The organism is Embleya scabrispora DSM 41855 (assembly GCF_000372745.1).
GTDB lineage: Bacteria > Actinomycetota > Actinomycetes > Streptomycetales > Streptomycetaceae > Embleya > Embleya scabrispora.
Genome location: NZ_KB889671.1, coordinates 84,336 through 104,897, shown reverse-complemented (window position 1 = coordinate 104,897; position 20,562 = coordinate 84,336). Strand labels below are relative to the sequence as shown.

The window sequence follows — 20,562 nt, the reverse complement described above, 5'->3', positions numbered from 1 at the left end:
GATCAGGACGGGAACTCCCATGTGGCCCAAGCGTTCGCCATCGTTCGCCGGCCGCGCACTCGGTCGCCCGGTGCGCCTGTGCGTGCTCGCCGGCCTCCTGCTGGGCGGATCCGCGTGTGCCGAACCGGACTCGCCGTCCCGGGCAACCACCCGCCGGGCGCGGTACACCGTCGACGCGCCGCTCACCCGGCTCGTGATCGTCGGCGGAGCGGGCCGGGTGCAGGTGGTTCAGGGCGAGCCGGGGTCGGTGCGGGTCACCGAGATCAAGCATTTCGGCACCGACGAACCCGCCACCGAACACGTGTCGGCCGAGGGCACGCTCACGCTGCGGCACACCGTGAGCGGCAGCGCGCAGGTCTCGTACGAGGTGAGCGTGCCGCCGGGGCTCGCGGTCCGGGTCGGCACCACCTCGGGGCAGGTCACGCTCATCGGCCTGTCCGGCGATCTGGACGCGCGGACGGCACACGGCGGCATCCGCGGCGAGCGGTTGACCGCGCGTACGGTCGTCGCCCGGGCCGACCGGGACGCGGTGGACATGTCCTTCGCCGCGCCGCCCGATCGGGTCGACGCCGAAGGCGACAATGCCCGGGTCCGGCTGCCGGCCGGCACCGCCTACGCGACGGACGCGAGCAGCGAGCACGGCTCGGCCAGGGTCGACGTGGCCCGGGATCCGGCCGCACCGCACCGGGTGCGGGTGCATGCCACGTCCGGCGCGGCGGACATCCTCCCCACGCGATAGCGCCGGCTCGTGCGGCTCCGACCGACGCGCGGTGTCATCGGATCGGGTGGCCCTGTCTCCGAGGCGGGTGGTCCGGTGGCGGCCGGCGCTCCCGGTTTCGCCAGCGGTCCATGACTCCGGTGAACTCGGCCTGGAGGAAGGCGAAGAACTCGGCCGATTCGCGGGCGCGGGCGCCTGCGGGGGTGTTCGGGCCCAGGGCGTTCGCGCCATCGCGCAGGATGATCTCGAAGCGGGCCATGAGCTTGTCGCGCTCGCCGTAGGTCTCGTACCAGAGTTCGTCGTGCAGCCGGTAGCGGTCCCGGCGCGAGCCGGGCTCGCGTTCGCGGTGGACCATCCGCACCTGGGACAGGTAGGCGATCGCCGACGACACCGCGGCCGGGCTGATCCGCAACGACTCGGCGAGTTCGGCGGAGGTCATGCTCGCCGAGTCGGCCGCGAGCAGTGCGGCGAACACCCGCGCGGCCATCCGTTGCATGCCCGCGTCGGCCAATTCGCTCGCGAAGCGTTCGATGTACCGAACGACCTCGGCCTCGTCGCGCACCGGCCCGTCGTCTCGCATTCGGGTCACCTTCCGCTCACGCCGTTCCGACCGTCGTTCCTCCATGATTCTTGACCTTTCCAAACTTCACAAGTTTCTGAACGAAGCGTATGTTCTGAAACATGAACACGGCGATCAGCGTCTCCGGTCTGCACAAGTCCTTCGGGCGTACCCACGCCCTCGACGGCCTCGATCTGCGTGTCGCGGTCGGCGAGGTACACGGCTTCCTCGGCCCCAACGGGGCCGGGAAGTCCACCACCATCCGCGTCCTGCTCGGCCTGATCCGCGCCGACCGCGGCGACGTCACCCTCCTGGGCGGCGACCCGTGGCGCGACGCCGTCGCCCTGCATCGCCGGGTCGCGTACGTGCCCGGCGACGTCACGCTGTGGCGCAACCTCAGCGGCGGCGAGGTGATCGACCTGTACGGCCGGCTGCGCGGCGGCCTGGACCCGGTTCGGCGCGCCGATCTGCTGGCCCGGTTCGAGTTGGACCCGACCAAGAAGGGCCGCGCCTACTCCAAGGGCAACCGGCAGAAGGTGGCCCTGGTCGCCGCGTTCGCCTCCGACGTGGACCTGCTGATCCTGGACGAGCCCACGTCCGGCCTGGACCCGCTGATGGAGGACGTGTTCCGGGGCTGTGTGCGCGAGGAGCGCGAGCGCGGTCGGACCGTGCTGCTGTCCAGCCACATCCTGGCCGAGGTCGAGGCGCTGTGCGATCGGGTCAGCATCATCCGCAACGGCCGCACTGTCGAGTCGGGTTCACTGGCCGACCTACGGCACCTGAGCCGGACCACGGTGCGCGCCGAACTACGCGGGCCGGGCGCGGACTTGGCCGATCTCCCGGGCGTGCACGACGTAACGGAGAGCGAGGGCCACGTCGTGCTCCAGGTGGACAACGATCATCTGGACCCGGTACTGCTCCGGCTCGCCGAGATCGGCGTACGCAGCCTGGCCGGCAGCCCGCCCACCCTGGAGGAGCTGTTCCTGCGGCACTACCGCGACCAGGACACCGACGCCCCGCTGGTGGCGTCGCGATGACCGCCGCCGTCCTCCCGCTGCCGCGCGGCGGCGCGCGCCACCTGACCGGCACCGGCACCCTGATCCGCCTCGCGTTGCGCCGCGACCGGGTGTTGCTCCCGGTCTGGGTGCTGGTCGTGGCCGGCGCCGTCTCCGGCGTCGAACGCTCCCTGGAGAACCTCTACGGCACCGGCACCGAACGGGCCGAGCTCGCCGCCGACATGAACGCCAACGGCTCGCTCCGGGCCCTGTACGGCGCGGTGTTCGGCGACTCGTACGGCGCCCTCACCGCGTGGCGGATCGGCGGGTACGCCGCACTGCTCGCCGGGCTGATGAGCCTGATCATCGTGATCCGGCACTCCCGCGAGGAGGAGGAGACCGGTCGCCAGGAGGCGCTGTCGGCGGCGATGGTGGGCCGCCGGGCGCCGCTCACCTCGGCCCTGGCCACCGCCGCGCTGGCCGATGTGCTGCTCCTGGCGCTGTGCACGGCGATCCTGCTCGGTGCGGGCCGACCGGTGGCCGGCTCGCTCGCGTTCGGCCTCACCGTCGCGCTGTCCGGGCTGGTGTTCGCCGCCGTCGCCGCGGTCGCCGCGCAGCTCACCGAGAACGCCCGACACGCCAAGGGCATCGCCGGCGCCGTCCTGGGCGTCGCCTTCGTACTGCGCGCCGCCGGCGACGCTGCCCGGGAGGCGGCCTCGGCCGGCAGCCACCCACTGGTCTGGGCCTCGCCGCTGGGCTGGGCCGAGAACGTACGGCCGTTCGCGGGCGACCGCTGGTGGGTACTGCTCCTGCCGGTCGGCCTCGTCGCCGGCTGTGTCGCGCTCGCCTACGCCCTCGCGGACCGGCGCGACCTGGGCGCCGGGTTCGTGCGGCCCCGACCGGGACCGGCACACGCGCCCGCGTCGCTGGCCGGCGTGTACGGCCTGGCCTGGCGTCTGCAACGCGGCACGCTGCTCGCCTGGACGGTCGGCTTCGCCTTCGCGGGCGCGGTGTTCGGCGGCATCGCCGACGGCGCGCAGGACATCGTCGGCGACAACACCGGGACCCGCGACCTGATCCGCCGGATGGGCGGCCATCCGGCACTGACCGACGCGTTCCTGTCCACGCTGGTGGGCATGCTCGGCCTGATCTGCGCGTTGTTCACCGCCGGTTCGGTGCTGCGGCTGCGCGACGAGGAGAGCAACGGCCGGGCCGAGCCGCTGCTGGCGAACACCGTCGGCCGGTTGCGCTGGGCGGGCGGGCACCTGGTGATCGCGTACGCCGGCCCCGTGCTGATCCTGGCCGCCGGCGGTCTCGCGATGGGCCTGTCGTACGGAATCACCGCCGGCGACGTGTCCGGCGAACTGCCGCGCATCCTGCTCGCCGCACTCGCCCAGGTTCCGGCCGTGTGGGTGTTGACCGGGCTTGCCGTACTGGTCGTCGGTGCGTTGCCGCGGCTCGCCGCGGCGGTGTGGGGCCCGGTCGGGCTGGTGATCGCGCTCGGCTGGCTGGGACCGGTGCTCAAGCTGCCGCAGGCGGTGCTGGACGTGTCGCCGTTCGGCCACCTGCCGAAGCTGCCCGGCACCGACGTCACGGCCACGCCGTACCTGTGGCTGCTCGCCCTGGCGCTCGCACTGCCGACCGCGGGCCTGCTCGCGCTGCGCGGACGCGACCTGGACTGACCCCGGCCTCCGGTCCGGCCCGACATCGAACCCGGCGGCCGAAAGCGGTGGTGAACCGTCGCAAGCGGCCGAGCCCGCATCCGGAAGGCTCGGCCGCCGGCGCCGGGTTCAGCCCATCTCCTCCAGCGTCTTGCCCTTCGTCTCCTTGACGAACTTGAGCACGAACGGGATGGACAACACCGCGAAGCACGCGTACATCACGTACGTCGCCGACAGGTTCCAGTCCGAGAGCGTCGGGAACGACACGGTGATCACCCAGTTGGCGATCCACTGGGCGGACGCGGCCACGCCCAGCGCCGCGGCGCGGATCCGGTTCGGGAACATCTCACCGAGGAAGACCCACACCACCACGCCCCACGACAGCGCGAAGAACAACACGAACGAGTGGGCCGCGATCAGCGCCACGGTGCCCTCGGTGTCCGGGAGCTTGATGTTCTTGCCCGAGCCGGTCCGGGCGGAGAAGGCCCACGCGACCAGGCCGAGCGAGAGCGCCATGCCGGCCGAGCCGACCAGCGCGAGCGGCCTGCGGCCCACCCGGTCGACCAGCGAGATCGCGATGATCGTGCCGATGATGTTGATGATCGACGTGGTGAACGAGTACAGGAACGAGCTGGTCGGGTCGATGCCCACCGACTGCCACAGCGACGCCGAGTAGTAGAAGATCACGTTGATGCCGACCAACTGCTGGAACACCGAGAGCCCGATGCCGATCCACACGATCGGCAGGAACACGAATCCGCCGCCGCCCAGCAGGTCCTTGAACGTGGACTTGTGCTCGCGGCGCATCGCCTCCTTGATCTCGGCGACGCGCGCGTCCAGGTCGACCTGGTCGCTCTCCACCTCGGCGAGCACCTTCTTGGCCTGATCGTCTCGACCGACCGAGATCAAAAAGCGCGGCGACTCGGGGATGGTGAAGGTGAACAGGCCGTACAGCACGGCCGGGATCACCATCACGCCGAGCATCACCTGCCACGCCTCCAGGCCGAAGAGCAGCTTGCCGCGCTGGTCGCCGTCGGCGAGGTTGAGGATGCCCCAGTTGACCAGCTGCGAGACCGCGATGCCGGTGACGATCGCGGCCTGCTGGAACGAGCCGAGCCGACCGCGATAGGCGGGCGGGGCGACCTCGGCGATGTAGGCCGGGCCGATCACCGAGGCCATCCCGATCGCCGTCCCGCCGAGCACGCGCCACATGGCCAGATCCCACAGCGCGAACGGCAGCGCCGAGCCGACCGCGCTGACCGCGAACAACACGGCGGCGATCTGCATGACCCGGATCCGGCCGATCCGGTCGGCGATCCTCCCGGCGACCGCCGCACCGATCGCGCAACCGACCAGCGCGGCGGCGACCACCTGGGCGAGCAGGCTGGATCCGGGGTCGAACCTGCCCCGGATGCCCTCGACCGCGCCGTTGATCACCGAGCTGTCGTAGCCGAAGAGGAACCCGCCCATCGCGGCGGCAGCGGTGATGAAGATGACGTGGCCGAGGTGCTCCGAGTAGGTGTCCCCACCCGAGTGCCCGGTCGTCGCTCTACTGCCGGCCAACGCCGCCTCCTGCGCTTCGTGCACCTCGGCCCGATCCGGCGCGGTGCGTGGTGCCGTGGTCCAAAGAACTCGCCGGACTTGGAGGGTTGCCCGAGATCACCGCCGTAACCATGCCCATGCGCCCGGATGGCGCCCGCGCCCCGCCTTCGGCCGGTACAGTCCGCCGAATGGGTGGGGTGTGGTCCCGGTGGGGCGCGGTGCTGCTCGCGTGCGCGATCGCCGCGCCGCTGGTGCTGCTGCTCGCACTGCGCCGGCCGCGCGTCGCGGTCGTCGCCGGGATGGTGCTCGGCACCCTCCCGTGGGTGTGGATGGTGCTCACCCCGGTCGGCTCCGGCCACGCGCTCAGCCTGTTGCCCCTGCGCGATCTCGCGGCCGTGCTGCGTGGTGACCCGGTGACCGCGGTGATCCAGGTGGGCGGCAATCTCGCGGTGTTCGCGGCGCTCGGCTTCCTGCTGCCCTTCCACGCGCCGCGCTTCGCCGGTCGGTCCGGCGCGCGGCGAATCGCCGGCCTGGCCGCGTCGGCGTCCGCCGCGATCGAGATCGCCCAGTGGTTGCTCGCGATCGGGCGGGTGTCCTCGGTGGACGACGTGCTCCTGAACGCCTCCGGTGCGGTGCTCGCGGCCGGGCTCTGCGCCGTATGCCGAGCCGCCGTACGTGCCACGCATCCGCGTGCCGGCTGACGTCGGGGCCGATTCCCCTGGCAGGCAAGGGAAACGACCTTGGCGGACACCCTTGACAGTGCCGAGATGGCGGGCCTAATTTCCTCTACAACTCTTAGGAAGGTTTCCTAACAGTGGCGAAGGGGAGAACCGCTCATGGCCGGAAGCACCGAGCGCGGCGCGGGAGCGTCCGGGCGGGAGCAGGCCGGGCGGCCGAGCCTTTTGCGGGCCATCAACGACCGGGCCGCGCTCGAACTCCTGTTGCGGCACGGGCGGCTGTCCCGGGGCCAGATCGGCTCGATGACGGGTTTGTCGAAGCCGACCGCCTCACAGCTGCTCTCCCGCCTGGAGGCGGCCGGCCTGGTCGTCGGAGTCGGTACCACCGAGGGCGGCCGAGGGCCCGGCGCCCAGCTGTACGAGATCAACCCCGCGGCGGGACACGTCGCGGGCCTGGACGTCACGCCCGCCCGGGTCCGGGTGGCCATCGCCGATCTGACCGGACGGGTGGTGGGCGAGCACGAACTGCCCACCCCGCGCCGGGAAGCGGCCGATACGCCGGGGCGGATCCGAGACGCGGTGCGCGCCGCGGCCAAGCCCGCCGGGCTCGACCTCGCCGACCTCGCGCACGTGGTGATCGGCATTCCGGGGGCGTTCGACCCGACCACCGAACAGTTCCGCTACGGCCGCCACCTCGCGGGCTGGCACTCCCCCGGTGTGCTGGACCTCATCCGCGAGGAACTCGGCCTGACCGTGGACGTGGAGAACGACGTCAACCTGGCCGCGCTCGCCGAGCAACGGGACGGATCGGCCCGCGACGGCGGCGACTTCGTCCTGTTGTGGGTGGACGAGGGCATCGGCTGTGCGATCGTGCTCGGCGGCCGACTGCACCGAGGTTCCACCGGTGGCGCGGGCGAGGTCGGCTACATGCCGATGCCCGGCGCCCCGCTGCCGCACGACGTCAGCCGCCGCAACACCGGCGGCTTCCAGCAACTGGCGGGCGCGCCCGCCGTGTTGTCCCTGGCCCGCGCCTACGGGGTGGGCAGTCGTACCGCTCCGCAGGCGGTCGCCCGAGCGGTGCGCGCGACCGATTCGCGCGGCGGAGCCTTCCTCGACGAGCTGGCCAACCGGCTGGCGGTGGGCCTCGCGGTGATCGTCTCCGTGCTCGATCCGGGGCTCGTCGTGTTGTCGGGGGCCATCCCGATGGCCGGCGGCGAGGCGCTGCGCTCGCGCGTGGTCGACGAGTTGCACCGCCTCGCGATCGCGCGCCCGCGCGTCGTGCTCGGCGACGTACCGGCCAATCCCGTTCTCACCGGCGCCGTGCACGCGGCGCTCGACATCGCCCGCGACGTCGTCTTCACCACGACCTGACGCATCCTCGCCCGACCCGGCACCACATACGAAGAACACCCTCGCTCGCGACCGGGCACCGCGCTCTCGCTGCGCCGTGCCCGTACCCGGCCGCGCGCTCTGTCGCTCGACCCGCACCACCGCAAGGCCCCCGGCGCCGCTCGTCCCGGCCGCGCCGTCGCCATCTCCGGAGGAGGACCCAGTGCACAGACTCCCACGGCTCCGTCGTTCCATCACGACCCTCGCGTGCGCCGCCACGCTCGCCATGCTGGCCTCCGCGTGCGCAGGCGACGACGGCGGCTCGGGAACCGGTGCGGACGAGGCGCCCGACAAGAAGGTCACCATCACCTTCTGGCACGGTTGGAGCGCCGAGAGCGAGGTCAAGGCGGTCGACGACCTGGTCGCCAAGTTCAACGCGAAGCACCCGAACATCAAGGTCAAGGTCGTCTCCAACGTCACCGACGACAAGATCACCCAGGGCATCCGCTCCGGCAAGGGCCCGGACGTGGTCTCCTCGTTCACCACCGACAACGTCGGCCAGTTCTGTACGTCGGGCTCGTGGACCGACCTGGCGCCGTGGCTGGCCAAGTCCAACATCGACCCCGCGGCGACCTTCCCCAAGCCGGTCCTGGACTACACCCAGTTCCAGGGCAAGCGCTGCGCACTGCCGCTGCTGGCCGACTCCTACGGGCTGTACTACAACAAGGACATGTTCGCCGCCGCGGGCATCACCGCTCCGCCCAAGACGTTCACCGAACTGACCGAGACCGCCAAGAAGCTCAACCAGCTCAACGGCGACGGCACGTTCAAGGTCGCCGGCTTCCTGCCGACCTTCCACGCCTACGAGTTCTCCGCCGCGCACACGCTGGCCCAGTTCGGTCCGACCTACCAGACGCCCGACGGCAAGTCGAACCTGTCCAAGGACCCGGTCGTCCCGCAGTTCTTCAACTGGCAGAAGCAATTCGTGGAGAGCCAGGGCGGGTTCGACAAGCTGGAGAAGTTCCGCACCACGTTCGGTGAGGAGTTCTCCGCCGAGAACCCGTTCATGAGCGGCAAGCTCGCGATGACCATGGACGGCGAGTGGCGTACCGCGATGCTCGCCCAGGACGCGCCGAACCTGAACTACGGCACCGCGCCGTTCCCGGTCCCGGACGACCAGCTGGACAAGTACGGCCGCAGCTACCTCACCGGCACCACCGTCGGCATCGCCAAGTCCAGCCACCACCAGGCCGCCGCGTGGGAGTTCGTCAAGTTCGTCACCACCGACACCGAGGCGATGGTCGCGTTCTCGCAGGCGATCCACAACGTGCCCAGCACCAACGCCGCGCTGGCCGCGTCGCCGCTGGCGAACGACGAGCACTTCAAGCCGTTCATCGACGCCTTCAAGCACCCCGCCAGCAACACCACGCCCGCCAGCCCCAACGGCGGCAAGTACCAGGTCACCCTCTCCGAGTACGCCTACAAGTGGGAGGCCGGTCAAGGCGGCGATCTGACCAAGAGTCTGGCCGATCTGGACAAGCAGATCGACACCGACGTGGCCCAGGTCAAGTGATCCGATGACCACGACCGCCCCCGCGGCGGCGAAGGTCCCGGCGGCGCTGCGCAGGCAGCGCCGCCGGCGGAACCTGCGCACGCTCGCGTTCCTGTCCCCGTGGCTGATCGGCTTCTCGGTCTTCTTCGCGTATCCGCTCGGCGCGACCGTGTACTACTCGTTCACCCGCTACGACCTGATCAACCCGCCCGTCTGGGTGGGCATGCGCAACTGGAACTACGTGCTCAACGACTACCCGCCGCTGTGGCAGGCGTTGCGCAACACGCTGTGGCTGGTCGTGGTGATGGTCACCTTGCGGGTGATCTTCGGCCTGGGCCTGGGCATGCTGGCGATCCGGCTCAAGCGCGGCGGCGGGCTCTTCCGCACGCTGTCCTACCTGCCCTACCTGGCCCCGCCGGTGGCCGCCACGATCGGCTTCGCGTTCCTGCTCAACCCGGGCACCGGGCCGGTCAACCACCTGCTCGGCAACGTCGGTATGCCGCAACCGGGTTGGTTCAACGATCCGGACTGGTCCAAGCCGGCCCTGACCCTGCTCGCCCTGTGGGGCATCGGCGATCTGCTGGTGATCTTCACCGCGTCGCTGCTCGACGTGCCGCGCGAGCAGTACGAGGCGGCCGAGTTGGACGGCGTCGGGCCGTGGCAGCGCTTTCGCTACGTGACCTGGCCGGCGATCACCCCGGTGGTGCTGTTCGCCGTGGTCACCGGCGTGATCCAGACCATGCAGTACTACACCCAGGCGATGGTGGCCGGAAAGGTCGCGAGCGGCATCATCGGCAACTCCGGCCAGTCGTTCGAACCGGGCTACCCGCAGGGCACCACGCTGACCCTGCCGCAACTGGTCTACGAGGAAGGGTTCTCCACCTTCAACACGGGCGCGGCGTGCGTGATCTCGCTGCTCCTGTTCGTGATCGCGATGGCGTTCACCTTCCTGCTGCTGCGTCGCCGCTCGGGCCTGCTCGACGACGACTGAGCACCCGGGTCGAAGGCGGCCCGCATCCTCTACCGGTCACGGAAGGCCCCTGCCGGTAGCCCCAGTTCGACGATCCACCGTGCCCAGAAGGGATCGGATCCATGGCCCAGACCGTCACGGCCGAGGCCGCCGGCATCGCGCCGCCGCTCGCGCCCGCCCGGACGCCGCCGCGCCCGCGACGGCGCAAGCGCGTACTGACCTGGATCGGCGTGCACACGCTCGCCGTCACCGCCGTACTGTTCTTCATCCTGCCGTTCGTATTCCTGTTCCTGACCTCGGTGATGAGCAACAAGCAGGCGCTGACCAGCGACCTGTGGCCCACCTCGTGGGAGTGGGGCAACTACACCAAGGTGATGAAGACCCCGGGCTTCGGGACCTGGTGGCGCAACACGCTGATGTACGCCGGGCTCGGCACCCTGTTCACCGTGGTCTCCAGCCTGCCGGTGGCCTACGCGCTGGCCAAGTTCCGGTTCCGCTTCCGCGGCGTGGCGCTGATGCTGGTGATCTCCTCGATGATGTTGCCGCCGCAGGTGATCATCATCCCGATGTACATCTTCTGGGCCAAGCAGATGCACCTGAGCGGGACGCTCTGGCCGCTGATCATCCCGATGGCCTTCGGCGACGCGTTCACCATCTTCCTGCTCCGCCAGTTCCTGCTCACCATCCCGTCCGAATACCTGGACGCGGCCCGGGTGGACGGGTGCGGCGAACTGCGCATCCTGATCTCGATCGTGGTGCCGATGATCCGGCCGGCGATCGCAGCGGTCGCACTGTTCCAGTTCTTCTACTGCTGGAACGACTACTTCGGTCCACAGGTGTACGCGTCCGAGAATCCGGGCGCGTGGACCCTGTCCTACGGCCTGGAATCGTTCAAGGGCGCACACCAGGTCAATTGGAATCTCATGATGGCCGCCACGCTCCTTGTGATGGCGCCGGTGATCCTCGTGTTCTTCTTCGCCCAGAAGGCGTTCATCGAGGGCGTGACTTTGACGGGAGTAAAGGGTTGAAGCTCGCGGTGGTGGGCGGTGGGTCCACCTACACGCCCGAACTCGCGGACGGCCTCGGCCGCTTGCGCGAAACCTTGCCGGTCGACGAACTCGTGCTCGTCGACCCGGTGATCGAACGGCTGGAGCCGGTCGGCGCGGTGGTGCGCCGCATCCTGGCCCGGTACGGACATCCGGCCCGGGTGGTGCTGACCGACGACCTGGACGCGGGGGTCGAGGACGCCGACGCGGTGCTCTTCCAGCTCCGGGTGGGCGGTCAGGAGGCCCGCGCGCAGGACGAGGAGTGGCCGCTGGACTGCGGCTGCGTGGGGCAGGAGACCACCGGCGCGGGTGGGCTGGCCAAGGCGCTGCGTACCGTGCCGGTGGTGCTGGACGCGGCCGAACGGGTGCGCCGGGCCGCGCCGAACGCGTGGATCGTGGACTTCACCAATCCGGTGGGCATCGTCACCCGCGCGCTGCTGGACGCCGGCCACCGCGCGGTGGGGCTGTGCAACGTGGCGATCGGCTTCCAGCGTCGCTTCGCCGCGATGCTCGACGTGGCGCCCAACCGGCTGCGGCTCGACCACGTCGGGCTCAACCACCTGACCTGGGAACGCGGGCTGCGCGTGCTGGACGAGCACGGCGAGCCGGGTCCGGACCTGCTCCCGACGCTGCTGGCCGAGCACGGTCCGGCGATCGCCGAGGACATCGAACTGCCGGTGGAACTGCTGCGCGCGCAAGGCACCGTGCCGTCCTACTACCTGCGCTACTTCTACGCGCACGACGCGGTGGTCTCCGCTCAGCGGCACACCACGTCCCGGGCCCAGCAGGTGGCCGCGATCGAGCGCGAACTGCTGGAGCTGTACGCGGATCCGACCCTGGACACCAAGCCGGAGCTGTTGGAACGCCGGGGCGGGGCCTACTACTCGGAGGCGGCGGTGGCACTGGTGGCCGCGCTGCTGGGCACGGGTTCCGGGTCCGGGTCCGGTTTCGACGGGGCCGATCGCATCCAGGTCGCGGACGTGCGCAACAACGGCACGCTGCCGTTCCTGCCGGACGACGCGGTGATCGAGGTGCCGTCGCGGATCGACGCGAACGGCGCGACGCCGCTGCCGGTGGCACCGCTGGGGCCGTTGCACTCCGGGTTGATCGCGCATGTGGCGGCGTACGAGGAACTCGCGCTGGACGCCGCGCTGCGCGGCGGGCGCGATCGGGTGGTCACCGCCTTGCTCGCGCATCCGCTGGTCGGGCAGTACGACATCGCCGAGGCACTCACCGATCGGCTGCTTGCGGCGGGCAAGGAGCACCTGCCGTGGGCCCGGTGACGGAGGGCGGGGCCGATTCCTCCGAATCGGCCCCGGCCGTGCTCGCGATCGACGCGGGCAACTCCAAGACCGACGTCGCGGTCGTCGACGCGAACGGTCGGGTGTGGGGGCGCGGCCGGGGCGCGGGCTACGCGCCGTACCAACTCGGCCAGGACGCGGCGGTCGAGCGGATCGCCTCGCTGGTGGAGGAGGTGCTGCGGTCGGCCGCGGGGGCCGGACCGGTGGAGCACGTCGCGGCGTACCTGGCCAACATCGACCTGCCGGTCGAGGAGTTGCAACTGCGCAAGGAGTTCGAGGATCGGGGCTGGGCCCGTACGGTCACCGTCGGCAACGACACGTTCGCGGTGCTGCGTTCGGGTACCGGCGCGCCGCGCGGCGTCGCGGTGGTGTGCGGGGCCGGGATCAACTGCGTGGGCCTGCTGCCGGACGGCCGGACCGCGCGCTTCCCGGCGCTGGGCCGGATGACCGGCGACTGGGGCGGCGGGCTCGGCCTGATGGAGGAGGTGATGTGGTCGTCGGTGCGCGCCGAGGACGGTCGGGGTCCGGCGACCGCGTTGGCCGACGCGACGGCCGGTCACTTCGGCCTGGAGTCGGCGACCGCCGTGGCCGAGGCGGTGCATCTGGGCGAGCTGCCGTCCGAGCGGCTGCACGAACTGGTCCCGCTGCTGTTCCGGATCGCCGATGCCGGGGATCCGGTGGCGGGCGAGGTGGTGGAGCGGCAGGCCGGGGAGATAGCGGTGATGGCGGTGACCGCGCTGGGTCGGCTCGATCTGCTGGCGGAGGAGGCCGACGTCGTGCTGGGCGGCGGGGTCCTGGCGGCCCAGCCCCCGCTGTTGATGGCGGCGGTCTCCCGACTGATCCTGCGCTCCGCGCCGCGGGCGGTCCTTCGGGTGGCGGTGGATCCGCCGGTGGTCGGCGCGGCACTGCTGGGCCTGGACCGACTCCGCGCCGACGGCCGGGCACCGGAGGACCCGACGGGCCAGGCGGAGCAACTGCTGCGCAGCGGGTGGGCGCGCACGACCTGACCCCGGGGGTGGGCGAGGAAGCGTCGGTGGTGGGCGGGGGGTGGCGGGTCCGGATCGGCTGCGAGCCGGCGGGCGGGGGCGCCGGCGGATCGCGGGGCGCGGTGAAGCGGCTGCGGCTGCGGCGCGCCTGGTGGGGGCTGTACGGCCTGGTCCGGGCGGGCGGTGTCGGCTGGGCGAGGAGGCGTCGGCCGTAGGCGGGGGATGTGGGGTCCGGATCGGCTGCGGCAGGGCGGGCGCACCGGCTGATCCGAGGGGCGCGGCGCAACGGCTGCGGCTGCCGCGCGCCCGGTGGGGGCGGTACGGCCTGGTCCGGGCGGGCGGTGTCGGCTGGGCGGGGAAGCGTCGGTGGTAGGCGGGGGTGTCCGGATCCGGATCGACTGTGGCCCTGGCGGTCGGGGGCGCCGGCGGATCCGGAGGGGCGCGGCGCAACGGCTGCGGCTGCCGCGCGCCCGGTGGGGGCGTACAGCCTGATCCGGGGGTGCGGCGTCGGGTGGGTGGCAGGTGTCGGTGGTTGCCGTGGTCTTCCCGCCTCGGCGGCCGGTGGCCGGGTGTTCACGTCGGTCGCATACGATCCCGGCGGGGCGGGACCATTCGCGACGGGGCCCACATGATGCGGACGAGGACGGCAGTGGGCGATTTCGCGTGACCGGCGGTTCGGTGTCGGGCTTGACCCGTGACCGCGCGACCTGGCTGCTGTATCTGCACATGGCCGCCTTCGGCTATTTCCTCTACTGCTTCGGGCCGTCCGTCACGCTGCTGGGCGACGACCTGGGCGTGAGCAACGCGGTGGCGGCGCTGCACAGTACGGCGTACGCGGGGGCCGGCGTGTTGATCGCGCTGCTCGGTGACCGGCCGATGCGCCGGTTCGGGCGTGGGCGCACGTTGTGGGCGGGCTGTGGGTTGTTGAGTGCGGGGGTGTTGGCGTACTGCGCGGCCGGGACGCCGGCGGTGTCGCTGAGCGCGGCCCTGCTGTGCGGCTTCGGCGCGTTCCTGGTGGTCAACGTGGCCGGCACCGCGCTCGCGGACCACCACGGCCCGATCGCCGGCCCGAGCGCCCTGAGCGAGGCCAACGGCCTCGCGGCCGGGGTCGGCATGGCCGCACCCCTGCTGATCGGCGTGATGGACTCGTCCGGGCCGGGCTGGCGCTGGGCGATGGTGGTGGTCCCGGTGCTCTTCGGCGCACTGGCGGCGGGCTTCGGACGGACGCAGATCCCGGACGTGGTCGCGGCGACGCCTTCGCGGGCGGCGCCGGGGTCGCCTTCGGCGGGGTCGCCGGGTTCGGCGGCTCCGCTGCCCCCGTCGCCGTCGCCGTCGGCGCCCACGGTTTCGCCCTCGCCGAAATCGCCGGACTCACGGGCCACAGGGGCCTCGCCGGCCTCGACGTCGAGTGGGTCGCTGCCCGCCGCGTACTGGTGGGCCTGGCTGTTGACGGTCTGCTCGGTGGGCGTCGAGTTCTCGCTGTCGTTGTGGGCCTCGACGCTGCTGCGCGACCGTACCGGCATGTCCGAGGGCGCCGCCGCCACCGCGATGACCGCCGTGGTGGCCGGCCTGTGCCTGGGCCGCCTGGCGGGCGGTCGGCTCGCGCTGCGCATCCCGCTGGACCGGCTGTACGGCAGCGCCGTCGCGGTGAACCTGGTCGGCTTCGCCCTGTTCTGGTCGGCCACGGTCCCCTGGCTCGCCTACCTCGGCCTGTTCGTCTCCGGCCTGGGCATGTCCGTACAGTTCCCGTTGGCCACCGCAACGGCCATCCGCGCCGCCGCCGGCCGAGCCGACCTGGCCGTCTCCCGCCTCGCCGTGGCCACCACCCTGGCAGCCGGCGGCGCCCCCTTCCTGCTCGGCCTGGCCACCGACCTGATGCCCGTCCGCACCGCCTTCCTCCTCCTCCCCATCCTCCTCCTGGCCTCCCTCCCCATCCTCCACAAAACCACCCACCCCAAGCCCCGCCCCTGACCACGCCCCGAAGGCCCGAGCGCGATGCGACGGGCGCGGCGAAGGGTTGGCCGGGCTCGGGCTTTCCGGGCAGTGGGCGACGGGTGTCTGCGCGGGTGAGTCAGGTTCGGGAGAGCGTGGCCGCGGTTGTGGCGCAGGTGAGGACTGCGCGGGTGCGGGGCCAGGGGACGGGGGACGGATCGCCGGCGGCCATGGCCAGTACGGCGCGCATGGTGGCCCGGTAGCCGAGGGCCTCCTGCCAGTCGGTGCCGCCGAGGCGGGCGGTCTCGACGCCGTCCTCGGTCTGTACGGCCACCTCGTAGACCTCGTCGCCGCCCACCCCGGCGACCTCGATCGTGCCCACGCGGCCGTCGGGCCAGCCGAGCAGGATCGCGCCGACGTCCTCCGAGCGGGTGGTCGGATGTACCAGGACCGAGCCCGTCGCGGCCAGCACCCGCGCGCCGGGGCCGGCCGCCGCGTCCAGGAGTTCGGCGCCGTGCAGGCCGAGCGAGACCAGGGTGCCACCGCCTTCGGCCGGATCGTCCTGCCAGGCGCGCTCCGGCGTCAGGAACCCGGCGATGTCGTGCCGGACCAGCGCCCGGGCGCTCAACACCCGGCGGCCCGCGATCCGTTCGGCCAACTCCGTCACGGCGGGCGCGAAGCGCAGTACGGACGTGGTCAGGAAACGCTCCTCGTACCCGGCCACGGCCCGATCCAACTCGGCGAGCGCGGCGGCCGATGCGGCGGCCGGCTTGTTCACGAAGCACGGCACGCCGGCTCGCAGGACCCGGGCCACGGTGTCCGCGATCAACGCCGGCCGCACGGTGACCACCACGGCATCCGGCCGGCGGCCGAGCAACTCCGCGAGCGACTCGGCCGGTTCGCACTCGTGCCGCTCCCGAAAGGCCGCGAACCGCTCCGGCTCACCGGCATCCCAGCCATCGATCCGCCGCACCCCCAGGTCACGGGCCACACCCGCGTCGGTGAACGGGTGGCTGTGCGCGAATCCGGCAAACGCAAGACGCATGATCCGGACGTCCCCTTCGAACAACGATCAAGTCGCCCCGACCCTAGCCCCGCCCCAGCCGGCCCCCGCGTCGCCCCACCCACACCACGCCACCGATCCGCGCTCCCCCGGCTCCACGACGCCCGAACGCGGCGGCGCCCACCGCCCGAACCGCGACGACGAGTGACCGGGCAGACGCGCAAGCCGACCCGCGCCGAAGACCCTCGCAGCACACGCAGGGCCTTCGGCGCGCGTGTTCACACCACGTACGGCCAGAGTTCGACCCACGGAACCTCGAAGCGGATCACGTCGCCGAACGACAACTCCTCGAACCCCCGCGCCACGTCGACCGTCATGATCCCCGGACCCAGCCGCATCAGGACCTGCGGCTCACCGTCCCGGACGACCTGCTCCAGCCGGCCCGACACCGACATGCCGCCGCGCACGGGTGAGAACCCGGTGGGTGCCCCGGCCCGTACCCGCGTCCAGTCGGCCACCTCGCCCGGCGGATCCACCTCGACGTCGTAGCCCGCGCCCACGAATCCGCATCGTCCCCCCGCCCCGCCCGCGGCAACCGCCCGCGTCATCCTCCCGCGTGGGCCGTCATCGCCGGGTGTGGGTAGTCGGCGGAACGGTGTTGAAAGCTGAGGATCTTCGGGTTCTGCACGACGCCGTCGCGGATCTCGATCGCCTTCGCGATGGTCGGGTCCGCGTCCCAGGCGGTCGGGCCGTCCATGACCGTGCCCAGATAGGGCATCAGCGCCTCACTGATCTCCCACGTCGCGGAATCCCACAGATAGGACGGGCTGTGATCGACCGCGTAGTACTGGCAGTTGTCGCCGACGGTGAAGGTCGGCGCCTCGAAGGTGGTCGGATGGGCCCACTCGAAGCCCATGCCGTCGTCGCACGAGACGTCGATGAAGAACGACCCCGGCCGATACTCCGGCAGGTCCCGGTCCAGCACGAACGTCAAGGGCGCGTCGGTGTCCTGCCGTATGCAGTTCACCACGATGTCGTAGCCGGCCAGATGCGTACCGAGCGGCACCGGCCCATCCTCGGTGAGCGCCTCCAACCGCGTCGGATCGTCCTCGCCGAACCGGAAGTGGCCCATCACGACCGAGGGCATCGGCGACGCCACCGCCACCGCGTCCCGCGCGGTGAGCACCGTCACGTCCGAAACGCCCATCGCTTCCAGCGCTATCACCGCGCCGCGCGCCGTGGCCCCGAAGCTGAGCACCGCCGCCCGCATCCGGCGACCGTAGCTGCCGGTCACACCGCCGAGCGCCAGCGCGTGCAACACCGAGCAGTAGCCCGCCAGTTCGTTGTTCTTGTGGAAGACGTGCACACTGAACGCGCCCGACGCGGTCCAGTGATTCATCTCCTCCCACGCGATCATCGTCAGCTTGCGATCGATGCCCAGCTGGGTCATCGTCGGATCCTGCACACAGTGCGGCCAGCCCCACAGCACCTGGCCGTCGCGCAACGCGGCCACGTCCTCGTGGGTGGGTTTGGGCAGCAGCACCACATCACTCTCGGCGAGCAACCGTTTACGCGGGAGCAGGCCCGCCACGTGCCGGACGAGTTCCGCGTCGGCGACGCCGAAACGCTCGCCGTACCCCTCCTCCAGGAACAGGTGTTCGCGCACGTCCGGGGCGATCCGCTCGATGTGCAGCGGGTGGACCGGCAACCGGTGCTCGTTCTCCTTCAGTGAGGAGCCGAGAATGCCGAGGGTCATGCGAGTCCTGCGAATCATGAGATTCCTTAGGTAGACCCCAAGTATCCGCCATGGCGTTCACCCGACCGCGGTACCGGCCGCCGTACGGACCGCGCGGCCCCGCGCGGCCCCGCCGCCCGGGTCACTCCGGGAGCGCGCCCACCGCCTCGTCCACGCTGTTCTGCCACTGCGTGGTGATCGGGTCGGACACGGCGATGCCGGGTGTGGGTGCGCCCATCTCGCTCGCGGTGAAGGTGCCGCCGACGTGGGCCGGGTGGGCCGCGACGGTCAGGCTCGGGACGTACCGCGCCGCGCCGCCGCGGTCGTCGGTGCGCAGCGCCGCGTACAACTTCCCGGCGGCGTCGATCCGCCGCACACCGCTCGGCACCGACGGCACCGGTTGCGCCGTGCCGTCCAGGCCGGCGAAGGTCACCGTCGGGAACCGGTCGATCGTGCAGGCCGAGTCGGTCAGGTTGGTGACGGTGACCAGCACGACGCTGCCCGCGATCGGCGGCAGCGCGTGTGCGTCGTAGCCGAGCGAGCCCTCGGCGCACGTGCGCAGCCGCCCGATGGTGCTCTCCTGGGCGCCGGCCGTCGTGGCCGCGCCCGCGACCAGGACGGACGACGCGAGGGCGAGTGTGGTGACGGAAACGATAATCCTCATGCACCGCCTGTATCCGACTTGCCGGCCGGCTACACGTGCCGATGTACCCGGGCCTCCCACGGGCGCAGCACCATCTCGTCGATCGGCCCGGCATTGCCGAGTACGAGCGGCGCCCGCGCCCACTCCGCCGCCAGGCCGGCCGGTACCGCCACCGCCTCGCCGGTGAAGTTGGCGAGCACGAGCAGCGTGGTGTCGCGGTGGCGGCGGGTGAAGGCGTACAGCCGTTCATCCTCCGCGAGCAGCATGGTGAAGTCGCCGTGTACGACCGCCGGTTCGGTGTGTCGGAGGGCGATCAGCCGGCGGTAGTGGTGATACACCGAGTTCGGATCGGCCACGGCAGCCGCGGCGTTGATCGTGATGTGGTTGGGGTTGGCCGGCAACCAGGGCGTGCCGGTGGTGAAGCCGGCGTGCTCGGACGCGTCCCACTGCATCGGCGTACGGGCGTTGTCCCGGCCGTGTGCGCGCAGTCCGTCCAGCACCCGGTCCGGGTCCTCGCCGGCCCGCACCGCCTGCGCGTAGTGGCCCAGCGCCTCGATGTCGTGTACGTCCTCGATCGTGGCGAACGGCGCGTTGGTCATGCCCAGTTCCTCGCCCTGATAGATGTAGGGCGTGCCGCGGTGCAGGTGCAGCACGGTGGCCAGCATGGTCGCCGAGCGCACCCGGTGTTCGGGGCCGTCGTCGCCGAACCGGGAGACGATCCGGGGCTGGTCGTGGTTGTTCCAGTACAGGCTGTTCCAGCCCACCTCGGCGAGGCCGGTCTGCCAGCGACCCAGCGAAGCCTTGAGGTCGGTGAGGCGCAGTGGCCGCACGTCGAACTTGTGCCGGCCGAAGTCCAGGCCCACGTGCTCGAATTGGAAGACCATGTCCACCTCGCCGCGGCCCGGATCGGTGAACAGCCGGGCCTGCTCCAGCGTCACCCCGGGCATCTCGCCCACGGTGAGCAGGCGTTCGGGCCGACCGGCGAAGACCTCGCGGTGTATCTCCTGGAGGTATTCGTGCACCCTGGGGCCGCAGATGTAGTACGGCGAGCCGTCTCCGTACAGGCCGTCCCCGTGCAGCCGCCCGTCCGGGAGCTCGGGGTCCTTCGAGATCAGGTTGATCACGTCCATCCGGAAGCCGTCGACGCCGCGATCGAGCCACCATCGCATCAGCGCGTGTACGGCCTGCCGGACCTCGGGGTTCTCCCAGTTGAGGTCGGGCTGCTTGGGCGAGAACAGGTGCAGGTAGTACTCGTCGCTCCCGGCATCGTGCTGCCAGGCCGACCCGGAGAAGAACGACCCCCAGTTGTTCGGCGGCGCGCCGGGCGCGTCCGGCGACTCCTCCCCCGCCCGATCCCCGGTCGTGTCGACGTCCTTGCGTGCCGGCCGCCACCAATACCAGTTCCGCTTCGCGCTGTTCGGCCCCTCGCGCGATTCGCGGAACCACGGGTGCTCGTCCGAAGTGTGGTTGACCACCAGGTCCATCACCAGCCGCATGCCGCGCTCGTGTACCGCGGCGAGCAGCCGATCGAAGTCGGCCAGGGTGCCGAACATCGGTTCGATGTCCCGGTAGTCGCTGATGTCGTAGCCGTTGTCGTCCTGCGGTGACGGGTACACCGGCGACAACCACAACACGTCCACCCCGAGGTCCGCCAGGTAGTCGAGTCGGGCGGTGATCCCGGCCAGGTCCCCGATCCCGTCGCCGTCGGAGTCGGCGAAACTGCGTGGATAGATCTGGTACACCACGGCGGACTTCCACCACACGTCGTCCGCGGCCCCCACACCGTCGAGTGCCATCCCTCGACCCACCCCCTCCACATCACGCCCCGGCGAATCAGGGCTCGTGACTGTCCTGCCCCACGGAGCCCTGGTTCACCGATCCGCGGGCGGACGACGGGCGTTGCGAACGGCGGG

At 71.5% G+C, this 20,562-nt stretch carries 18 protein-coding genes; 11 read left to right on the top strand and 7 right to left on the bottom strand.

The annotated features are described in order from the left end of the window. The first annotated feature begins 19 nt into the window (after positions 1–19). Positions 20–739, top strand: coding sequence for a DUF4097 family beta strand repeat-containing protein (locus A3IC_RS62580; RefSeq protein WP_020552539.1), 720 nt, complete (start codon positions 20–22; stop codon positions 737–739). A 34-nt stretch (positions 740–773) separates the two neighbouring features. On the opposite strand, the gene A3IC_RS56185 is transcribed toward A3IC_RS62580, so the two are convergent. Beyond that, positions 774–1,298: a GbsR/MarR family transcriptional regulator gene (locus tag A3IC_RS56185; protein ID WP_052173749.1), complete on the bottom strand. Its 525-nt coding sequence runs from the start codon at positions 1,296–1,298 to the stop codon at positions 774–776. A 101-nt stretch (positions 1,299–1,399) separates the two neighbouring features. Between A3IC_RS56185 and A3IC_RS0123635 the strand changes: the two genes are divergently transcribed. Both A3IC_RS0123635 and A3IC_RS0123630 read left to right on the top strand, forming a co-directional pair. Then, entirely contained in the window at positions 1,400–2,314 is a 915-nt protein-coding gene (locus A3IC_RS0123635; protein ID WP_020552537.1) for an ABC transporter ATP-binding protein, read from the top strand. Further along, entirely contained in the window at positions 2,311–3,954 is a 1,644-nt protein-coding gene (locus tag A3IC_RS0123630; RefSeq protein WP_020552536.1) for an ABC transporter permease, read from the top strand. Before A3IC_RS0123635 ends, A3IC_RS0123630 begins: the two co-directional genes overlap by 4 nt. Before the next feature lie 108 nt (positions 3,955–4,062). On the opposite strand, the gene A3IC_RS0123625 is transcribed toward A3IC_RS0123630, so the two are convergent. Then, positions 4,063–5,496: a sugar porter family MFS transporter gene (locus tag A3IC_RS0123625; RefSeq protein WP_026218641.1), complete on the bottom strand. Its 1,434-nt coding sequence runs from the start codon at positions 5,494–5,496 to the stop codon at positions 4,063–4,065. A 167-nt stretch (positions 5,497–5,663) separates the two neighbouring features. On the opposite strand from A3IC_RS0123625, the gene A3IC_RS0123620 reads away from it, so the two are divergent. The 8 genes from A3IC_RS0123620 (at position 5,664) to A3IC_RS0123580 (ending at position 15,307) form a co-directional block, all read left to right on the top strand. Further along, positions 5,664–6,176: a VanZ family protein gene (locus tag A3IC_RS0123620; protein WP_020552534.1), complete on the top strand. Its 513-nt coding sequence runs from the start codon at positions 5,664–5,666 to the stop codon at positions 6,174–6,176. Positions 6,177–6,311: 135 nt separating this feature from the next. Continuing rightward, entirely contained in the window at positions 6,312–7,523 is a 1,212-nt protein-coding gene (locus A3IC_RS0123615; protein WP_020552533.1) for an ROK family transcriptional regulator, read from the top strand. 244 nt (positions 7,524–7,767) lie between these two features. Continuing rightward, on the top strand, positions 7,768–9,054 hold the full coding sequence (locus A3IC_RS0123610) for an ABC transporter substrate-binding protein (protein ID WP_020552532.1): 1,287 nt from the start codon (positions 7,768–7,770) through the stop codon (positions 9,052–9,054). A 4-nt stretch (positions 9,055–9,058) separates the two neighbouring features. Then, positions 9,059–10,024 carry a carbohydrate ABC transporter permease gene (locus tag A3IC_RS0123605; protein ID WP_020552531.1) on the top strand — a complete coding sequence of 322 codons (966 nt, stop codon included), beginning with the start codon at positions 9,059–9,061 and terminating at the stop codon, positions 10,022–10,024. A 101-nt stretch (positions 10,025–10,125) separates the two neighbouring features. Beyond that, positions 10,126–11,031 (top strand): carbohydrate ABC transporter permease, encoded by a 906-nt coding sequence (locus tag A3IC_RS0123600; RefSeq protein ID WP_020552530.1) that lies wholly within the window; start codon positions 10,126–10,128, stop codon positions 11,029–11,031. Continuing rightward, the gene (locus tag A3IC_RS0123595; protein ID WP_020552529.1) at positions 11,028–12,332 is read left to right on the top strand and encodes a 6-phospho-beta-glucosidase; all 1,305 of its coding nucleotides are present in this window, start codon (positions 11,028–11,030) and stop codon (positions 12,330–12,332) included. The genes A3IC_RS0123600 and A3IC_RS0123595 overlap by 4 nt, the downstream gene beginning before the upstream one ends. After that, positions 12,320–13,357, top strand: a complete 1,038-nt coding sequence (locus A3IC_RS0123590) for an N-acetylglucosamine kinase (RefSeq protein WP_020552528.1) — start codon at positions 12,320–12,322, stop codon at positions 13,355–13,357. The genes A3IC_RS0123595 and A3IC_RS0123590 overlap by 13 nt, the downstream gene beginning before the upstream one ends. Positions 13,358–14,023: 666 nt before the next feature. Then, positions 14,024–15,307 carry an MFS transporter gene (locus A3IC_RS0123580; RefSeq protein ID WP_158696073.1) on the top strand — a complete coding sequence of 428 codons (1,284 nt, stop codon included), beginning with the start codon at positions 14,024–14,026 and terminating at the stop codon, positions 15,305–15,307. A 100-nt stretch (positions 15,308–15,407) separates the two neighbouring features. On the opposite strand, the gene A3IC_RS0123575 is transcribed toward A3IC_RS0123580, so the two are convergent. The 5 genes from A3IC_RS0123575 to A3IC_RS0123555 all read right to left on the bottom strand — a co-directional run bounded on the left by A3IC_RS0123575 (position 15,408) and on the right by A3IC_RS0123555 (position 20,445). Beyond that, entirely contained in the window at positions 15,408–16,313 is a 906-nt protein-coding gene (locus A3IC_RS0123575) for a Gfo/Idh/MocA family protein (protein ID WP_020552525.1), read from the bottom strand. Positions 16,314–16,549: 236 nt separating this feature from the next. After that, positions 16,550–16,831: a hypothetical protein gene (locus A3IC_RS0123570; RefSeq protein WP_020552524.1), complete on the bottom strand. Its 282-nt coding sequence runs from the start codon at positions 16,829–16,831 to the stop codon at positions 16,550–16,552. Positions 16,832–16,875: 44 nt separating this feature from the next. Continuing rightward, positions 16,876–18,027, bottom strand: a complete 1,152-nt coding sequence (locus A3IC_RS0123565; RefSeq protein WP_020552523.1) for a N(5)-(carboxyethyl)ornithine synthase — start codon at positions 18,025–18,027, stop codon at positions 16,876–16,878. A 121-nt stretch (positions 18,028–18,148) separates the two neighbouring features. Then, on the bottom strand, positions 18,149–18,670 hold the full coding sequence (locus A3IC_RS66835; RefSeq protein WP_020552522.1) for a DUF4232 domain-containing protein: 522 nt from the start codon (positions 18,668–18,670) through the stop codon (positions 18,149–18,151). Between the two features lie 29 nt (positions 18,671–18,699). Next, complete coding sequence (locus A3IC_RS0123555; RefSeq protein ID WP_020552521.1) at positions 18,700–20,445, bottom strand: glycoside hydrolase family 13 protein; 1,746 nt, start codon at positions 20,443–20,445, stop codon at positions 18,700–18,702. Positions 20,446–20,562: the final 117 nt, after the last annotated feature.